A 17,743-nucleotide genomic window follows, 5' to 3' on the forward strand; every position below is an offset into this window, starting at 1 on the left:
ATTCTTATACCATCAGATGAGACAAATAATCAATAACGTATTTACGGAGGAGAAAATAATGTCAGTTTTAGAAGCAAATCATGTTAAGAAAGTATACAAAACAAGACTTGGTGGTGAAGGGGTAACAGCACTTAAGGATGTGCATTTCAGTGTTGAACCTGGAGAGTTCGTAGCAATCATGGGAGAGTCAGGAAGCGGTAAGACAACACTTTTAAATATTCTTGCCAGCCTCGATACACCAACAGCAGGAAAGGTATTGATTAATGGTAAAGACTATTCAGATCTTAAAGATGGCGAGCGTGCTATTTTCCGCCGCAATAATCTCGGATTCATTTTCCAGGATTTTAACTTACTTGATAATTTTACTATCGAAGATAATATTAAACTTCCTTTAGTTCTTGCAGGAGAGGATTACAAGACTATGGATGAGAAGGTTCTTCCACTTGCAAAGGAGCTTGGAATTGAGTCACTTCTTAAGAAATATCCATATGAGGTTTCAGGTGGACAGAAGCAGAGAACAGCAGTTGCAAGAGCTCTTATCACAAATCCTCATATCTTACTTGCAGATGAGCCAACAGGAGCACTTGATTCAAAGGCAGCAACAAATCTTATGCATCAGCTTAGAGATATTCACAAGAGTGGACAGACTATCCTTATGGTAACTCACAGTAACGTAGCTGCAAGCTATGCAGATAGGGTAATGTTCATTAGAGATGGTGAGGTTTTCCACCAGATTTACAGAGGAGACCTTAAGAGAAACGAAATGCTTGATAAGATTTGCGATACCGTAACAGTAATCATGAGGGGAGGGGAAGACAATGAATAATCATCTTTTGTCGAAACTCGCCATTAGCGGAATTCAGAATAATAAAAAGACTGTTTTTCCATATATCGGAGTTAGTGCTATTACAGTCATGCTCTTTGAAATTCTTAGAGCCATGATTCATAGTAGATATATTATTAATGACAGTAAGCCCGCATTTTATGGTGCCAATTACATCGTAATCTTCCTTATGATTGGAAGCTTTGCAGTAGCATTCTTTTCATCAATCTTTATGTTCTATGGCAATCAGTTTGTTATGAAGTCTCGTAGAAAAGAGATTGGTTTATACGGAATCTTAGGACTTAGCAAGAAGCATGTTACAGTTGTACTTTTAATTGAATCACTTATAGAAGCAGTTGCCAGCATTGGCATTGGAATTGTAGGTGGTGCATTTTTAAACAAGCTGATGGTGATGTTCTTATATAGACTGACACATCAGCAGCCAGTGAAGGGCCTTGAGTTTCCTGTAACAGCATTCGTAGAGACATTTGTATTTTTCATGGCTGTATTCGCAGCATGCTTGATTTACAATCTTTTCACCATAAGAGTAGGTAAGCCTATTGAATTGCTGAAGAGTGAGAACACAGGCGAAAAGGAGCCAAAGGTAAAGGTAGCTTTACTAGTTATTGGGGCGGTATGTCTGGCACTTGGTTATTATTTAGCTCTTTCCACATCAAGTACATTAGATGCTATGGAAAGACTTATGAAGAGTATTCCACTTGTTATGGTAGCAACTTATGCACTATTTGTTGCTGGAAGCATCTTTGTATTAAAGCTTTTAAAGCAGAATAAGAAATATTATTATCAGACAAAGAATTTTATTAGCATTTCAAATTTGCTATTTCGTATGAAGCACAATGCAGTAGGTCTTGCATCTATCTGTATTCTCTCAACAGGAGTTATCCTTTTGATGGTTTGCTCAGGATCACTTATGGCTCTTGGAGAGCAGAACATTAATGCAATGATCAAACAGGATGTTATGATCCGCGGGGAGAAGAATGAAGATGTAGCTGAGGAAAAATATTTAGCTGCAATCAAGAATGCAGCAGATGAAAATGGAATTCAGCCAGAAGAAATTAATTATCGTGAATTCATAGTAACTACTTGTGTAGCTGAAGAAAATAAGCTTTTACCTTTAACTTCCTATGATTTTAATCATATGAGCGTTGTATATATTATGACTCTTGAGGATTACAATCATTATGCAGGTACAGATGAAATATTAAATTCACAGGAAATATTAAGATATAGTGATAAATCAAAAGATGAAAGTGGCGATGTAGTTTCCATTTTTGGTAAGGATTATGTGGAAAAAGCAGCAATTGATACTGATGCTATAGATGTCATTTTTGACTCAACAATGACATTGTTTGGTAAGGAGGTAATCATCGTACCAGACGAAACTGTCATGTCCCAATTGATAGATAATAGCGGTTTATTTGCAGATAGCAGTAAGACTCTTTACGTAGGATTTGACAGTAAAAAGATAGATGATGCACAGTTCAATGCATTTAAGCAGAATCTTAATGCTGAATATGGAGATGCTATTTCAGTAAAATATAAGCAGCAGGAGCGCAGCTTTTTCTATGGAATACTTGGAGGAGCATTCTTTGTAGGAATCTTCCTGGCAATCCTGTTCCTTATTGAGACAGTAATGATTATCTATTACAAGCAGATGTCAGAGGGATTTGAGGATCAAAAGAGATTTAAGATTTTAAGTAATGCAGGTTTAACAGAAAAAGAGGTCAAGCAGACAATTAGAAATCAGGTTAGAATCATTTTCTTCCTTCCTGTTGGAACAGCAATCATCCACATGCTTGTGGCAAGCAAGATTTTAAGACTTTTCATGAACATGCTGGTAATGGTTGATACTCTTACATTTTTCTTGGCAACACTTGCGGTGTGCCTGATATTTGTAGCGGTTTACACATTGGTTTATAAGATGACTTCAAAGCAATATTACAATATAGTTTACGGTGCAGAGGCAGAGGTACGTGATAGCAAGATTAATTTCTATAATGCAAATGCTGTAGAGCCAGAGTACTAAGGATGAGATTCATTGGTAAAGAAAAAGGAAGATTTAGTCGAGGGCTAAATCTTCCTTTTAAAGTTTACAGTGAAATTATTTTAAATCAGCTGCGATATCGATGTTCTCGCCTGTGATACCAATCCAGGCACCATCTTTAGCTTCTGATGACTCAGCGTGAGCGAGTAACCACTTGTTGGTTGCTGTAAGAAGCTTGTCCTCTGTGTTAACACTCTCGAAATCAGGACAGCCTACGTTTGTACCCTTTGGAAGACCAACAAGTACCTGGAAGCCAGAATCCTTGCTAGCCTGGCATGGTGCATAGTGAAGTGCTGTAGCGTATACTTCAATCATTGTACCTGCTGGGCAAAGGAAAGCCTTAACCTTGCTTGAATCAAGCTTGTAGTCAACGATTTCTTCTCTCTTAGCAAGAAGAAGGATGAAATCTGTAGAACCTAAGTTGATTTCACTTGAACGGTGATACTCAAGGCAGTTAAGCTTTGTGTTGTGACCATTGCACCATCCGAACTGCATAGGTGAACCACCAAATAAAGAATTTGTAATCTTATCTGCAGCAGCTAAGCTCTGAAGAGCCTTCTCCTCAGCTACATATTCTGTACCCTCTGGAATAGGAGTGCTGTTCTTAAGAGCCACCACGATTTCCTTCTTTTCAGCTTCATATCCCTCAATGATTCTACCGTAGTTGATAAATTCAGGATCTGTTACCTTTAAAATTTTCATTACATTAACCTCCTCTTTAATCGTAATACGATTTTCAATGATAAAATTATACCTTTCTGGGGACGCCTTCTTCTTCCCAATATTTAACTAAAACAAGTTAAAAAATTGCTTTAAGTAAGTATACACAATAAAATACGCCACAATTTGTACAGTAATGTGTAGGAAATGTGTTAAAATAGTATTAGTCGTAGTAAGACTTGAATGTGGTGATTTTGATTTATCATAAGGAGGAACTTATGAAATCCAGAATACTGATGGTCTTTATAGTAATGGTTTTCATATGCAGTGTGGCCTGTGGAACCCAAAATATTTCTACAGAAGATATTCCTAAGGGTGTCTTTAGCGAAGAAGAAATTCAATCTTCCCAAGGTCTTACAGAAGAGGAAAAGAAGGAAATCTTCGACGAATATCTAAAGAATATGTACACCAAAGAAATTATGAAAATTTATGGCATGCTTGGCTGCAAATTGGATGTGAATTTAGAAGGGGAAAAAGGTGCAGAAAAATCTGTAACAGTAATGTACTTTTATGACCCAGATAAAATAGAAGATGTTGCAACGTTGGAGGATTCTATACAGGAATACATATCTTCTAGTTATCCTGAAGCAGAAAATGTGTATTTGAGAGGTACACCAGTTAGTCATGATAAAGATGGAGAAGAATATGCTGGGTTTGATGACATAATCAAAACACTACCAGCAGAGTTAAATGATAATTGGAATTACATTCCAATAGTTCCTGATAAATAAGGTTTTTAATTCAGTTTCAAATGTGATATAACACTCTGAGCTTAGGAAATCTTCCTAAGCTATCGGCATCAAAATATTTACACGGAAGATGTCATCATCAGCAGAGATGGTGATATTACCGTGATATTTTTCTACAAGATAGCGTACACTCTTTAGGCCGTAGCCGTGGAGGTGCGCTTCTTCTTTTGTTGAAGCTGGCAGTCCGTTGTGGAACTCCAGCTTGCTGTCATAATAATTTTCAATCAAAATATGAACAAAGTCGTTACGGCGTCGCAGGGTTAAGGAAATCATGCGGCGCTCTTTGTTTTCTAAAGACGATACTGCCTCGATGGCATTTGATAAAAGATTTCCAAAGAGGGAATAAATATCAACGGTGTCCATGTGCTCCAAAAGCTGACCATCTGCCATGCAGGTAAACTGGATATCATTGTTTGCACAGTATAAGGATTTTTCTGTAAGGATTGTATCTAAAGCGTGGTTATAGGTGGCAATTTCAGCATCAAAGGTAGAAAGAAATTTTTCAGCCTGCTGCTGGAAGGAGCCTACTTCATCTGCATTTCTTCTAAGGAAATACTTAAGGTCGTGGCAGTACATGTTAAGCATTTCCATGTTCTGCATAGAGTCGTCATAATGCTGTCTGTCGTTTGCAATAATCTGCTCCAGTACAAGAACTTCCTGCTCCATCTTTGTCTTTTCAAAAAGACCAAGTTGAAGTGCCAGAGTAAGAACAGAACAAATGATAGAGTAGATTGAAGTAATGGTTATAAGTGCATTATCTTCTGCAAAGTTCATTCTGTAGGAATTTAAAAATGTGGTAGTGAACATTGCAACAAGAGAAATGATTGTCAGATAAACATAGTTCTCTTTTAATTCAAAGTCTCTGCCTAACTTTCTTGTAAGTAAAAAGTATTCACTAATAAATACTATCGTAAATACGATAATCATAATTATAGGTGAATAAGATAGCTTTGGAACCACACCACCTACAAGAGTCATTACAGAATATCCTAAATGCTGTATGGTAAGTCCTGCTGCGCCCCAGAAAAGGGCCGATAAAAAGCTAAGCTTGAAGCAGGCAGTAATTCCGATAACTATAAAGAAAAACTGAAGAGCATAGGCTACTGTATCAAGCTCTGGAGGGAAAAATCCCCACAGGAAATTAAGTCCTATGACACATGTCAAAGTGCCAAGAAGTCTTGGCCAAAAGTAGCTTCTGCGTTCCTGATAAAACAGAAGTATGCCAGTGGTGGCGAAAAGTTGTATTAAAACTATGAAAGGTGACAGATGAAAAGCTATCATAGTTGTCCTCCTAAGTAGTTGGTTAATTCATTGATAAATTCTTTCTTGCGGGGTCTGCTGATGGAAAGCTCATGTGGTCCCACCTTCACATCATTTCCCTGAATACCGGTTACAAATCTAAGATTGACCAAGTAGCTATTGTTGCAGCGTCTGAAATCATATTTGAAAAGGCTATATTCTGCTTCTGCCATGGTGCCTCTTACGTCGTAAACTCCATCCAGAGTGTGGTAGTAGAGCCTGTGGGAAAGCACCTCCACATAGTACAGCTCATCAGTGGAAAAGGTGTGAATCTGTCCCTTTGAAAGAACAGTGATGGTCTTTTTATCCTGCTGATGAATCTGAGCCATAACCTTTGGCATCTTAAGTTTGAAAGCATTTTCCTGGAGTGGCTTTAAGATATAGTCGGTAGCATTTACCTCATAGCCTGCTATGGCATAGTGAGCCAGATTAGTCAGGAAAATCAAAATAACATTGTTATCAATTTCTCTAAGCTTTCTGGCAGTGTTCATTCCATTAATACCATCCAGCTCAATATCCATAAATACGATCTGGTACTGGCTTTTATAAGCAGCAAGGAAATCTTCACCAGCTGTGAAAATATCTATATGAAATTCCTCTTTTGCATCAATGAAATATGCACTGGCGATATCGGTAAATAGCTCAGCGTCAGTATTATCATTTTCTACAAGTGCAATATTCAGCATCACGCCTCCTGAAAAATGGCTGTTACTAGTAATCATTAGTGACTTTCTAAAACCAATTATATCATATGGAAAAATCGATTTTTGACAAAACAGGGATTCTAAATGACAGGATAGGACATTTTATTGAAATGGGATTTTGTGGAGACTACAATGCAAACCATCAAAAGGATGGAGGAGAAAGATATGTTAAGTATCAACATTTCGGATGTAATCAACGTTGTAAAACTGATTACTCCGCACTTGATTGCACTTGCAGTAATTCTTGTGGCAGCAATTGTTATTACAATCGTTGCAGGCAAGAAAGAAAAGACTACACGCTTCATGATGCGTAGACAGTCTTGGATTGCATTTTTACTTGCAGTCGTTGTTATCGCAAACCTAATCTGCTTTGGCCCTATGTCAAACATGATTACACTTGCAACAGGAAATGGAGAGGTTTCTGACAAGACTATCGATGAGGCAAGAGAGCTTTCAGAAAAGATTGCAGGAGAAGGAATTGTTCTTCTTGAGAACAAAGGAATTCTTCCTTTAACAGACACAAAGAAGATTAATGTATTTGGTTGGTCTTCAACAAATCCATATTACGGTGGAACAGGTTCCGGTGGTTTCTCAGCTGATTTCGAGACAACATCACTTCTTGATGGACTTCACGAAGCAGGCTTTGAAACAAACGATGAGCTTTCAGAGTTCTACACAGCATACAGAACAGACAGACCTGAAATTGGACTTTTCGGTCAGGACTGGACACTTCCAGAGCCAGCACTTTCAACATATCCTGCAGATATGCTTGAGAACGCAAAGAACTATTCTGACACAGCAATGATTGTTATTGCTCGTTCAGGTGGCGAGGGTGCAGACCTTCCAAAGGATGCATCTGACAAGAGCTTAACTTATACACAGAACTCAGAGGATTATAAGGATTTCTCAAAGGGACAGCACATCTTACAGCTTAGCAAAACAGAGAGAGACTTATTTGATCAGGTTTGTGCAGATTACAGCAACGTAATCGTTGTTTATACAGGCGCAAACACATTCGAGATGAACTTCGTAGATGAGTATCCAAGCATCAAGGGACTTTTATGGTGCCAGGGCTTAGGTCAGGGCGGCTTCCCAGCACTTGGCGAAATCTTAAATGGTGAGGTAAACCCATCAGGCAAGACTTCAGATACATTTGCAAGAAATATCGCAAACGCACCTTGGTTCAACAACTTTGGTGATTATGCATTTGACAATGTAGAAGAGTTTACACTTGATTCAGGTGATCCAATTCTCGGTGTAAGCCAGCCTCACTTCGTAAACTACGTAGAAGGTATTTATGTAGGCTACAGATTTTATGAAACAGCAGCAGTTGAAGGCTTGATTGATTATGACAAAGAGGTTCAGTACCCATTTGGCTACGGTTTATCTTACACAACTTTCAAGCAGGAAATGGGAGATTTAACTGTAAATGACGGTACATTATCAGTTGATGTTACTGTTACAAACACTGGCGATGTTGCGGGCAAGTCAGCTGTTGAATTATATGATACACCACCTTACACAAACGGTGGAATCGAGAAATCTGCTGTAAATCTTGTGGCATTTGATAAAACAGATTTACTTCAGCCAGGTGAGTCTCAGACAATCACTCTTTCTTTCTCAGAGGAGTCACTTGCTTCTTATGATGACAAGAATGAGAAGGCATATGTCCTCGAGGAGGGAGATTACATCATCTCATTAAGAGAGGATGCTCACACAGTTATTGATGAGAAAACATACAAGGTAGGAGCTACAGTAGTTTTTAACGAGGCTAACAAGCGTACATCTGACCAGGTGGCAGCAACAAATCACTTTGAGGATTCACAGGGTACAGCTACTTACCTTTCACGTGCAAATCACTTTGCAAATTATGCAGAGGCTACAGCTGCACCAACAAATTATTCAATGTCAGACGAGATGAAGGCAAATTACATTTGCAATCTCAACTACAATCCAGAGGATTACAATGATGCTTCTGACGAGATGCCAATAACAGGCGCTAACAATGGAATGAAGCTGGAGGATTTAAGAGGAGCTGATTACGATGACGAAAGATGGGAAACACTTTTAGACCAGCTTACAGTACCAGAGATGGTTTCACTTGTAGGTCTCGGGGGATACCAGACAATGGAAGTAGCTTCAGTAGAAAAGGCTAGAACAACAGATTGCGATGGCCCAGCTTCTATTACAAACAACTTCACTGGAAAGTTTTCAATTGGTATGCCTTCTTCAGTGACACTTGCTTGTACATTTGACAAAAATCTTGGCTACGAGTATGGCCATATCATGGGTAAGATGTGTGATGAAATGGACGCCTCAGGTTGGTATGCACCAGCTATCAACACACACAGAGCAGCCCTAGGGGGACGTGAGTTTGAGTATGTATCTGAGGACGGATTACTTTCAGGAACACTTATTGCTCAGGAAGTAATTGCGGCTAAGGAATTTGGTGTTTACAGTTATGTAAAGCATTTCGCAATGAACGATCAGGAAACAAATAGATGGAACATGGTATCAATCTGGGCGCCAGAGCAGGCTATCAGAGAAATCTACCTTAAGCCATTTGAAATCGCTATCAAGGATGGCGGCGCACAGGCAGTTATGAGCTCTTACAGCTACATCGGACCACATTGGTCAGGGGCTAATGACAGCCTTCTTAATAAAGTACTACGCGACGAGTGGGGCTTCAGAGGAATGGTTATCACAGATTACTTCCTTGGAGCAAACTTCATGGATGCAGATGCATGTATCAGAAATGGTAACGACCTTATGCTTGTAGCATATGAGATGGGAGATAACACAGTTAACGACCAGACAAGTGCAACAGGAATCAAGGCACTTAGAACTGCATCAAAGAACATTATGTACACTGTTGTAAATAGCCGTGCATACGAGCCAGAGAACCTTCACACAGGTCTTTACAACTGGCAGATTGCATTTATTGTAATTGATATTATCCTTGCAGCTTTACTTATCTTCTTAGAGTTAGGCACAATGAAGAAATACAAAAAGATGAACAACTAGTTTTTAGGGAGGGTTTTACTAATGAAGAAAAGAAGTATTGTTTTACTAATGGCATCTATTATGGCCATGAGTGCAGTAGGCTGTGGAGCCTCTTCTGCAAAGGCTGATGAGCAGCCAAAGGAGGAGCCAGTTGCACCTGTAACAGAGCTTTCTGGTACACAGACAGCAGTTGTAATGGGTGATGATTGGGGCCCTGCAGTTACAAAGACTATTCTTCACTTAGACAAAGAAGTAGAGTCTGATTCAGTTGCAGCAGACGCTTTTAGTGTTGCGGAGACTAAGGAGCAGTTCGATTTTGCTGCATTAGCAGAGGACTCAGAGGAGGACCCAAGCAAGCACATCGAGGTAACAGCAGACAGACAGGTTACAGATGCTTACACATGCGACGCACAGGGAAATAAGTCAGATGATTCAGAGTATGTAGCACTTGAAATGTACTACAGCCCTAATGATGGAAGCCCATTTTGCTATGATATTTTCACATCACAGAATACAGTATGTGATCCATACACACTTGCTGTTTCTTTAAATGATGGAAAAACTATCTCTACAACAGATGGTTCTGAAATTACAAAGATTACTGTAGATGACAAGATTGATCTTTCACTTGATGCTGCTATTTATCCACAGCTTGAGGGTGCAGATTTGAGCGGAACATACACAGGTGAGACTGGTCACACAATCACATATGGTTCCTTCAAGCCAGCAGAGGATGGCAAGAAGCATCCACTTGTAATTTGGTTACATGGAGCAGGTGAAGGTGGAAACAAAAACGAAGTAGCTGTTTTAGGTAATGAGGTATCGGCTTTATATGGAGAGGAATTCCAGAAGGTAATGGGAGGCGCATATGTCCTCACACCTCAGACAGAGACATTCTGGCTTCAGTACAATGAAGATGGAGAATGGGGAAGCAACCCAGGAAAAGATTCAATCTATCTTAAGGACGTAAAGGGACTTATCGATCAGTACGTTGCAGAAAACGAAGGTGTTGACCCTAATAGAATTTACATCGGAGGATGCTCAAATGGTGGTTTCATGACAATGGATATGATTCTCAACTATCCAGATTATTTTGCAGCAGCATTCCCAATTTGCGAAGCTTACAAGGATTCTGGTATCACAGATTCACAGCTTAAGGGAATCAAGGATTTACCTGTATGGTTTATCTATGCAGCAAATGATGACACTGTAGTTCCTGATCAGTTTGAGATTCCAACAATCAAGAGATTACAGGCTATTGGAGCAAATGTTCACACATCAGTATTTGATGATGTTCATGATAATTCTGGTCGCTTCGAGGGCGAAGATGGCAAAGCATATCAGTACATGGGTCACTGGTCATGGATTTACTTCTTCAACAATGAATGCGAAGAGGATGGTGTAAATCTTTGGGATTGGTTAGCACAGCAGAGCAGATAATAGGCTAGCTATTAATACGGGTTTTTTCATCACGGTATTTCTTAGGGCTTTTTCCGTACTCCTTGGTAAAGGCCCTGTAGAATACAGAGTAATCAGAAAAGCCATAGGCGGCAGAAACGATAGAAATATCCTGTCCGCTAAGAATTGCGTCTCGGCACATGTCGAGGCGCTTTTTTGTTATGTATTTGTGGAGTGGAAGACCATTGGTGTCGGTGAACACATGGGAAATATGGTATTTACTTACGTGTAGCCTTTCCGCTAAGGTGTCTAGTGACAAATCCTCATCGATATGTGTTTCGATATACTGAATGAGACTCTGGTAGAGAGAATCAGTTTCTGAGGTGGTCACATTAGGATGTTGATTTTCAAAAATCATTCTGTTGATGCTGATAATGAAATCGCTGACGGCAAGCATAATCTTGGCATCTCGTCCAAATCTGTTGGCGTGGATTTCGTCAATCAAAGAAAACACCTTTCCCTGAATGGTGTTGAATTCAATTTCGTTAAATTTGTAAATAGAAAAGTTTCCGCTGGTCTTGGCCTTGTCTGTGAGATAAAGATAGTCCTCTGAGAAATCTCCAAGTGTCTTAAGGAAATCTTCTGTAACCCAGAATACGAATCTACGATATGGTACATCACCATCTATCAACCTTGCAAAATGTGGCAGATTAGGTGGGATAACTACCATAGTTCCAGGTGTTGGAACAAACTGTTTTCCGTCCATGTACATAATGATATTTCCCTCAATAAAGAAGAAAAATTCGAAGTAATCATGTGTATGAGCAGTAACGTTTGGAAGGACTCTGTCGCTGTAATAATAGATTTCAAAGTCCTGAGATAACATATATTGTCTTGTGGTAAATTCTGTTTTTAAATTCTTTTTCATCATTATCCCCCGATAAATTATATTTTACGTATAACATAAAACAACAACTTTTGCAATGTGCACAACAAGTCACACAATACTAATCGTTAAATTACTATTTTATTATCTAAGTATATTAAAGTATTTGCGGAATATAAGGAGATAATAATGTACGAGGAATTAAAAAATAAGTTTGAAGAGATAGGAATTATTCCAGTTGTGGTTTTGGAAGATGCGAAAGATGCCCACGCACTTGGTCAGGCATTGATGGACGGTGGTCTTCCAGCAGCAGAGGTTACTTTTAGAACAGATGCAGCAGAGGAAGTTATTAAGATTCTTACACATGATTTCCCAGATATGCTTGTTGGGGCAGGCACAGTTCTTACTTGTGAGCAGGCAGATAAGGCTATTGCAGCAGGAGCTAAGTTCATCGTTGCTCCAGGCTTTAATCCACATGTGGTTAAGCATTGCCTTGAGAAGGGTTATCCAGTTACTCCAGGTGTACAGACTCCTGGAGAGATGGAGCAGGCAATGGAACTTGGCTTGGACTTTGTAAAGTTCTTCCCAGCTGAGCCAGCAGGTGGCCTTCCAATGATTAAGGCTGTAGCTGCTCCATATACAAAATTAAAATTCATGCCAACAGGCGGAATCAATAAAGATAATGTAAAAGAATATTTAGCATATAACAAAATCGTAGCCTGTGGTGGTACTTGGATGGTTAAGGGCAACCTTATCTCTGATGGCGATTTCGAGAAGATTAAGGAATTGACACACGAGGCAGCGGAAATCGTTAAGGAGGTTAGAGCATAATGGAAATGACACTTAGATGGTACGGAAAAGATTTTGACACCGTGTCATTGGAGCAAATCAGACAGATTCCTGGGGTTAAGGGAGTAATCACTACCCTTTACGATACAAAGCCAGGAGAGGTTTGGAGCCGCGAGAGAATCAAGGCTATGAAGGACGAGGTTGAGGCAGCAGGCCTTAAGGTATCAGGTATCGAAAGTGTAAATGTTCACGAGGATATCAAGCTTGGAAAGCCAAGTCGTGAGCAGCTTATTGATAACTATATCGAGACTTTAAAGAATCTTGGTGAGGAAGATATTCACCTGGTTTGCTACAACTTTATGCCAGTATTTGACTGGACTCGTACAGAGCTTGCTAGAAAGAGACCAGACGGTTCTACCGTACTTGCCTATACACAGGAGGCTGTTGATGCACTTGTTCCAGAGGAGATGTTCAACTCTATCGCAGGTGATACAAACGGAGCTGTAATGCCAGGCTGGGAGCCAGACAGACTTGCTCATGTTAAAGAATTATTTGATGAATACAAAGATATTACTGATGAGGATTTATTTGAAAACCTTAAGTATTTCTTAGAGAGAATCATGCCAGTTTGTGACAAGTACGACATCAACATGGCGATTCATCCAGATGATCCAGCATGGCCAGTGTTTGGACTTCCTAGAATCATCATCAATAAAGAAAACATTCAGAGAATGATGAAAATGGTTGATAACCCTCACAATGGCGTCACCTTTTGCTCAGGTTCATATGGTACAAACTTAGAGAACGATTTGCCAGATATGATTAGAAGCCTTAAGGGAAGACTACACTTTGCACATGTTCGTAATCTTAAGTTCAATTCACCTACAGATTTCGAAGAGGCTGCACATCTTTCTTCAGATGGAAGCTTCGACATGTACGAGATAGTGAAGGCTTTATATGATATCGGCTTTACAGGACCTATCAGACCAGATCACGGTCGTATGATTTGGGGGGAGAAGGCAATGCCAGGTTATGGTCTTTATGACAGAGCCCTTGGTGCAACATACATTAACGGACTTTGGGAAGCAATCGACAAAAGCAGCAAAAGGGGATAGAGACATGAAATTAACAAATGAAGGATTGAAGGATAGAAAAGCATGGGAGGAAAAAGGCTACAAGCTCCCAGAATACGACAGAGAAAAAATTATCGTAAATACGAAGGAGAATCCTGTATGGCTTCACTTCGGTGCAGGTAACATTTTCAGAGCCTTTCAGGCAAATGTAGTTGAGGAACTTTTAAATCAGGGTGTGATGGATAAAGGACTCATCGTTGCAGAAGGCTATGATTATGAGATTATCGAAAAGTACAACAGACCATGTGATGACCTTAGCATTCTTGCAACACTTAAGGCTGATGGAACTGTTGAGAAAAGAGTTGTTGGTTCAATTGTTGAATCTTGCATTTTAGATGAGGAAAACGAAAAGGAAATCTCAAGACTTCGTGAGATTTTCCGTGCACCATCTCTTCAGATGATTTCATTTACAATCACAGAGAAGGGCTACAAGACAAGAGCCTATATGAATAAGGTGGTAGGTCTTCTTCTTGAGAGATTCAACGCAGGCGCATTACCACTTTCAATTGTAAGTATGGATAACTGCTCACACAACGGAGACAAGCTTAAGGAAGCTGTTCTTGACATAGCAAAGGAATGGTTCAAGGATGGAAAGTGCGAAACAGATTTCATCGCATATCTTGAGGATTCATCAAAGGTAGCATTCCCACTTTCGATGATTGATAAAATCACTCCACGTCCAGACGACACAGTTAAGCAGATGCTTATTGATGACGGTGTTGAGGATGCTGAGCCAATCGTTACAACAAAGAATACCTATGTTGCCAACTTCGTAAATGCGGAGGAGACAGAGTACTTGGTTATCGAGGATTTATTCCCTAATGGTCGCCCAGCTCTCGAGAAGGGTGGAATCATTTTCACAGATAGAGAGACAGTAGATAAGACAGAGAAGATGAAGGTGTGCACATGCCTTAATCCGCTTCATACAGCACTTGCTGTTTTTGGATGTCTTCTTGGATATAAGACAATCCATGATGAGATGGATGATGAAGATTTAAAGAAGCTTGTTACAAAGCTTGGTAAGGAAGAGGGAATGAAGGTAGTGGTAGACCCTAAGGTATTATCACCAGATAAATTCCTTGATGCTGTTCTTACAAAGCGTCTTCCAAACCCATTTATGCCAGATACACCACAGCGAATTGCCTGCGACACATCACAGAAGCTTCCAATCCGTTTTGGTGAGACTATCAAAGCTTACAGAGGAAATTCATCCCTTACAACAGAGTCGCTTAAGGTAGTGCCAGTTGTATTGGCTGGTTACTTAAGATATTTGGAAGGCGTTGATGATCAGGGAAATGTTTTCGAGCAGAGTCCTGATCCACTTCTTAATGAGCTTAAAGAGCTTCCAGCTAAGGATGTATTAAAACGTAAAGACGTATTTGGTGTCGATTTGTATGAGGACACTATGGCAAAGCGTGTTCTTGAAATCTACTCAAATATGAAGGGTGTTGGCAATGTAAGAAAGGAATTGGAAGCAGTATGATGAAATTTATGGACGAAGATTTCCTTCTTCAGAATCCTACAGCCAAGGAACTTTTCGCAGCTGTTAAGGATGAGCCAATAATTGATTTTCACAACCATTTGAATCCTCAGGAAATATATGAGGACAAATGCTTTGATAATATGACAGAAGTTTGGCTTGGTGGCGACCACTACAAGTGGCGTGCCATGAGAGCCAACGGTGTTTCAGAAGAGCTTATTACTGGAGATGGGGCTCCTTTTGATAAGTTTGTGGCATGGGCAGATACTGTGCAGAATTTGATTGGTAACCCTCTATACCACTGGACTCATTTAGAACTTCAACGATACTTTAATATAACCACACCACTGAGCCCAGAAACAGCTAAGGATATTTGGGAGCAGTGCAATGCGAAGTTGCACACTCCGGAATTCTCAGTACGTAACCTCCTAAGAATGCAAAATGTATCTGTCCTTTGCACCACAGATGACCCCGCAGATGATTTAGAGTGGCACAGAAAGCTTAGAGAGGATGGATTTGAAATTAAGGTTCTTCCATCCTTCAGACCAGAGAAAGCAGTAGGCATCGAAAAGGAAGGCTTCGCTGATTATATTTTCAAACTTTCTATGGTTACTGGCAGAAGAATCTATGATGTGAAGACTTTGCTTGAAATTCTTGGAGAGCGCCTTGAATTCTTTATTGAGAATGGATGCCGAGTTTCTGATCACAGTCTGGAAAATACATTTTATGTTCCTGCTACCTATGAAGAGGTAAATGAAATCTTCATGGACAGAATCAATGGTAAGAAGGTTTCAGAAGAGGCAGCCGGCAAGTATCATGGATATATGTATACAGAGCTTGCTAAGCTTTATGCCAAACACGACATTGTTATGCAGCTTCATATCGGTGCCATCAGAAATAATTCGGAACGTTTCTTTAAGAAGCTTGGTCCAGACACAGGCTTTGATGCACTTAACGATTTTAATTATGCTCCACAGCTTGCAGCACTTTTGTCAGCTATGGATTTAAATGACGAATTGCCAAAGACAATTCTTTACTGCCTTAATCCTAAGGATACAGAAATGCTTGCAGCAATGGCAGGTACATTCTGTAGCAATGAAAAGGGGATTAAGGGTAAGGTACAGCTTGGTGCAGCATGGTGGTTCTGCGACCACAAGAATGGAATGGAAAAGCAGATTGAGGCAACCAGTGATGCAGGACTTATTTCTACATCAGTTGGAATGCTTACAGATTCGCGTAGTTTTCTTTCCTTCCCACGCCACGAGCTCTACCGCCGTATCCTTTGTAACAAAATTGGATCGTGGGTAGAGAATGGAGAGTATCCAAAGGATGATACGTATTTACGTAATATGGTAAAGCGTGTCTGTGGCCGTAATGCTGTAGAATATTTTAAGTTTTAGATGAGGTGTTATAAATGGACTTGAAGATTAAAGACAAAAAGGATTGTAAGTATGATGCAGTTTCTCTTGGCGAAGTAATGTTACGCTTCGATCCAGGTGAGGGAAGAATTAGAACTGCAAGAGAGTTTAAGGTTTGGGAAGGCGGCGGAGAGTATAATGTTATCCGCGGACTTCGCAGATGCTTCGGCATGAACACAGCAGTTATTACTGCTTTTGCAGATAATGAGGTTGGTCATCTTGTGGAGGATTTCATTCTCCAGGGTGGTGTGGATACTTCACTTATCAACTGGAAGAAGACAGATGGTATTGGTCGTGAGTGCAGAAATGGACTTAACTTTGTAGAAAGAGGATTTGGTATCCGTGGAGCACTTAGTGTTTCTGATAGAGCAAACACAGCTATCTCTCAGGCCACTGATAAGGACTTCGATTTTGATTATATTTTTGGTGAGCTTGGTGTTAGATGGTTCCACACAGGTGGAATCTATGCAGCACTTTCAGAGCAGTCAGCAGAGACAGTAGTAAAGGCAATTAAGACTGCAAAGAAGTATGGCACAATTGTATCTTATGATCTTAACTATCGTGCTTCTATGTGGTCAGCTATCGGTGGTCAGAAGAAGGCACAGGAAGTAAATAAAGAAATTGCAAAGTACGTTGATGTAATGATTGGCAACGAGGAAGATTTTACAGCATGCCTTGGTTTTGAGATTGAGGGCAATGATGCAAATCTCAAAGAGCTTAATGTGGATGGATATAAGAAGATGATAGATGAGGCTGCAAAGGTTTATCCAAACTTCAAGGTAGTAGCCACAACACTTCGTACTGTTAAAACAGCAACAGTAAATGACTGGTCTGCACTTTGCTGGGCAGATGGACAAATCTTCAAGGCAAAGGATTATAAGGGGCTTGAGATTCTTGACCGTGTTGGTGGTGGAGATTCATTTGCTTCAGGTCTTGTTTATGGTCTTATGACTACAGGAGATGCAGCAAAAGCTGTAGAATACGGCACTGCTCACGGTGCACTTGCCATGACTACACCTGGCGATACTACAATGGCAACATGCGCTGAAGTAGAGGCAATTATGGGTGGAGCAGGCGCCAGAGTTAAGCGATAAAATAGACAACTAATATAATTATTCCATATATAAAAAGTACTTGTGTCAAAATGACACAGGTACTTTTTCAATTTATAGAAAAACAATTGTCTAAAATTAGTTTCCATTGAATAACAGTATATCAAGCGTTTGACATACTGTCAGGCGCAACCGGTTTCCGAAAACGTTTTCACAGAATTCAC

The 17,743-nt window shown here is 39.9% G+C and carries 14 protein-coding genes; 10 read left to right on the forward strand and 4 right to left on the reverse strand.

The genetic code is table 11. From position 1 onward, the window contains the following. Positions 1-58 precede the first annotated feature (58 nt). Positions 59-826 carry an ABC transporter ATP-binding protein gene (locus BLP54_RS08260; protein ID WP_090168674.1) on the forward strand — a complete coding sequence of 256 codons (768 nt, stop codon included), beginning with the start codon at positions 59-61 and terminating at the stop codon, positions 824-826. Next, a complete protein-coding gene (locus BLP54_RS08265; protein ID WP_090168678.1) occupies positions 819-2,870 on the forward strand; it encodes an FtsX-like permease family protein in 2,052 nt (683 codons plus the stop codon). Before BLP54_RS08260 ends, BLP54_RS08265 begins: the two co-directional genes overlap by 8 nt. A 75-nt stretch (positions 2,871-2,945) precedes the next feature. On the opposite strand, the gene BLP54_RS08270 is transcribed toward BLP54_RS08265, so the two are convergent. Beyond that, complete coding sequence (locus tag BLP54_RS08270) at positions 2,946-3,590, reverse strand: DUF4867 family protein (RefSeq protein WP_090168681.1); 645 nt, start codon at positions 3,588-3,590, stop codon at positions 2,946-2,948. A 236-nt stretch (positions 3,591-3,826) separates the two neighbouring features. Here BLP54_RS08270 and BLP54_RS08275 point away from each other — a divergent pair, with 236 nt between their 5' ends. Beyond that, positions 3,827-4,339 carry a hypothetical protein gene (locus tag BLP54_RS08275; RefSeq protein ID WP_090168683.1) on the forward strand — a complete coding sequence of 171 codons (513 nt, stop codon included), beginning with the start codon at positions 3,827-3,829 and terminating at the stop codon, positions 4,337-4,339. A 54-nt stretch (positions 4,340-4,393) separates the two neighbouring features. Here BLP54_RS08275 and BLP54_RS08280 read toward each other — a convergent pair whose 3' ends face one another. Together BLP54_RS08280 and BLP54_RS08285 are read right to left on the reverse strand one after the other, a co-directional pair. Beyond that, on the reverse strand, positions 4,394-5,638 hold the full coding sequence (locus tag BLP54_RS08280; protein WP_090168686.1) for an ATP-binding protein: 1,245 nt from the start codon (positions 5,636-5,638) through the stop codon (positions 4,394-4,396). After that, entirely contained in the window at positions 5,635-6,342 is a 708-nt protein-coding gene (locus BLP54_RS08285; protein ID WP_176754512.1) for a LytR/AlgR family response regulator transcription factor, read from the reverse strand. The genes BLP54_RS08280 and BLP54_RS08285 overlap by 4 nt, the downstream gene beginning before the upstream one ends. Before the next feature lie 183 nt (positions 6,343-6,525). On the opposite strand from BLP54_RS08285, the gene BLP54_RS08290 reads away from it, so the two are divergent. Together BLP54_RS08290 and BLP54_RS08295 are read left to right on the forward strand one after the other, a co-directional pair. Next, a complete protein-coding gene (locus BLP54_RS08290) occupies positions 6,526-9,384 on the forward strand; it encodes a glycoside hydrolase family 3 protein (RefSeq protein WP_090168752.1) in 2,859 nt (952 codons plus the stop codon). 21 nt (positions 9,385-9,405) lie between these two features. Continuing rightward, complete coding sequence (locus BLP54_RS08295; protein WP_090168694.1) at positions 9,406-10,803, forward strand: prolyl oligopeptidase family serine peptidase; 1,398 nt, start codon at positions 9,406-9,408, stop codon at positions 10,801-10,803. A 4-nt stretch (positions 10,804-10,807) separates the two neighbouring features. Here BLP54_RS08295 and BLP54_RS08300 read toward each other — a convergent pair whose 3' ends face one another. Beyond that, positions 10,808-11,689, reverse strand: a complete 882-nt coding sequence (locus tag BLP54_RS08300) for a helix-turn-helix domain-containing protein (RefSeq protein WP_090168697.1) — start codon at positions 11,687-11,689, stop codon at positions 10,808-10,810. Between the two features lie 147 nt (positions 11,690-11,836). Here BLP54_RS08300 and BLP54_RS08305 point away from each other — a divergent pair, with 147 nt between their 5' ends. The 5 genes from BLP54_RS08305 to BLP54_RS08325 are packed head-to-tail and all read left to right on the forward strand — an operon-like array spanning position 11,837 to position 17,561. Further along, on the forward strand, positions 11,837-12,478 hold the full coding sequence (locus tag BLP54_RS08305; protein WP_090168700.1) for a bifunctional 4-hydroxy-2-oxoglutarate aldolase/2-dehydro-3-deoxy-phosphogluconate aldolase: 642 nt from the start codon (positions 11,837-11,839) through the stop codon (positions 12,476-12,478). Continuing rightward, complete coding sequence (gene uxuA / locus BLP54_RS08310; protein ID WP_090168705.1) at positions 12,478-13,551, forward strand: mannonate dehydratase; 1,074 nt, start codon at positions 12,478-12,480, stop codon at positions 13,549-13,551. Before BLP54_RS08305 ends, uxuA begins: the two co-directional genes overlap by 1 nt. Positions 13,552-13,555: 4 nt before the next feature. Continuing rightward, positions 13,556-15,052 (forward strand): mannitol dehydrogenase family protein, encoded by a 1,497-nt coding sequence (locus BLP54_RS08315; protein WP_090168707.1) that lies wholly within the window; start codon positions 13,556-13,558, stop codon positions 15,050-15,052. After that, positions 15,049-16,449: a glucuronate isomerase gene (gene uxaC, locus BLP54_RS08320; protein ID WP_090168709.1), complete on the forward strand. Its 1,401-nt coding sequence runs from the start codon at positions 15,049-15,051 to the stop codon at positions 16,447-16,449. Before BLP54_RS08315 ends, uxaC begins: the two co-directional genes overlap by 4 nt. A gap of 14 nt (positions 16,450-16,463) precedes the next feature. Further along, positions 16,464-17,561 (forward strand): sugar kinase, encoded by a 1,098-nt coding sequence (locus BLP54_RS08325; RefSeq protein ID WP_090168713.1) that lies wholly within the window; start codon positions 16,464-16,466, stop codon positions 17,559-17,561. Positions 17,562-17,743 lie beyond the last annotated feature (182 nt).

It is taken from the genome of Pseudobutyrivibrio sp. 49 (genome assembly GCF_900100545.1).
In the GTDB taxonomy this organism is placed as follows: domain Bacteria; phylum Bacillota; class Clostridia; order Lachnospirales; family Lachnospiraceae; genus Pseudobutyrivibrio.

Bases quoted from the DNA above. Each gene is read 5' to 3' on its own strand.
- BLP54_RS08260 (WP_090168674.1), top strand. From the start codon at position 59: ATGTCAGTTTTAGAAGCAAATCATGTTAAGAAAGTATACAAAACAAGA.
- BLP54_RS08265 (WP_090168678.1), top strand. From the start codon at position 819: ATGAATAATCATCTTTTGTCGAAACTCGCCATTAGCGGAATTCAGAAT.
- BLP54_RS08270 (WP_090168681.1), bottom strand. From the start codon at position 3,590: ATGAAAATTTTAAAGGTAACAGATCCTGAATTTATCAACTACGGTAGA.
- BLP54_RS08275 (WP_090168683.1), top strand. From the start codon at position 3,827: ATGAAATCCAGAATACTGATGGTCTTTATAGTAATGGTTTTCATATGC.
- BLP54_RS08280 (WP_090168686.1), bottom strand. From the start codon at position 5,638: ATGATAGCTTTTCATCTGTCACCTTTCATAGTTTTAATACAACTTTTC.
- BLP54_RS08285 (WP_176754512.1), bottom strand. From the start codon at position 6,342: ATGCTGAATATTGCACTTGTAGAAAATGATAATACTGACGCTGAGCTA.
- BLP54_RS08290 (WP_090168752.1), top strand. From the start codon at position 6,526: ATGTTAAGTATCAACATTTCGGATGTAATCAACGTTGTAAAACTGATT.
- BLP54_RS08295 (WP_090168694.1), top strand. From the start codon at position 9,406: ATGAAGAAAAGAAGTATTGTTTTACTAATGGCATCTATTATGGCCATG.
- BLP54_RS08300 (WP_090168697.1), bottom strand. From the start codon at position 11,689: ATGAAAAAGAATTTAAAAACAGAATTTACCACAAGACAATATATGTTA.
- BLP54_RS08305 (WP_090168700.1), top strand. From the start codon at position 11,837: ATGTACGAGGAATTAAAAAATAAGTTTGAAGAGATAGGAATTATTCCA.
- uxuA (WP_090168705.1), top strand. From the start codon at position 12,478: ATGGAAATGACACTTAGATGGTACGGAAAAGATTTTGACACCGTGTCA.
- BLP54_RS08315 (WP_090168707.1), top strand. From the start codon at position 13,556: ATGAAATTAACAAATGAAGGATTGAAGGATAGAAAAGCATGGGAGGAA.
- uxaC (WP_090168709.1), top strand. From the start codon at position 15,049: ATGATGAAATTTATGGACGAAGATTTCCTTCTTCAGAATCCTACAGCC.
- BLP54_RS08325 (WP_090168713.1), top strand. From the start codon at position 16,464: ATGGACTTGAAGATTAAAGACAAAAAGGATTGTAAGTATGATGCAGTT.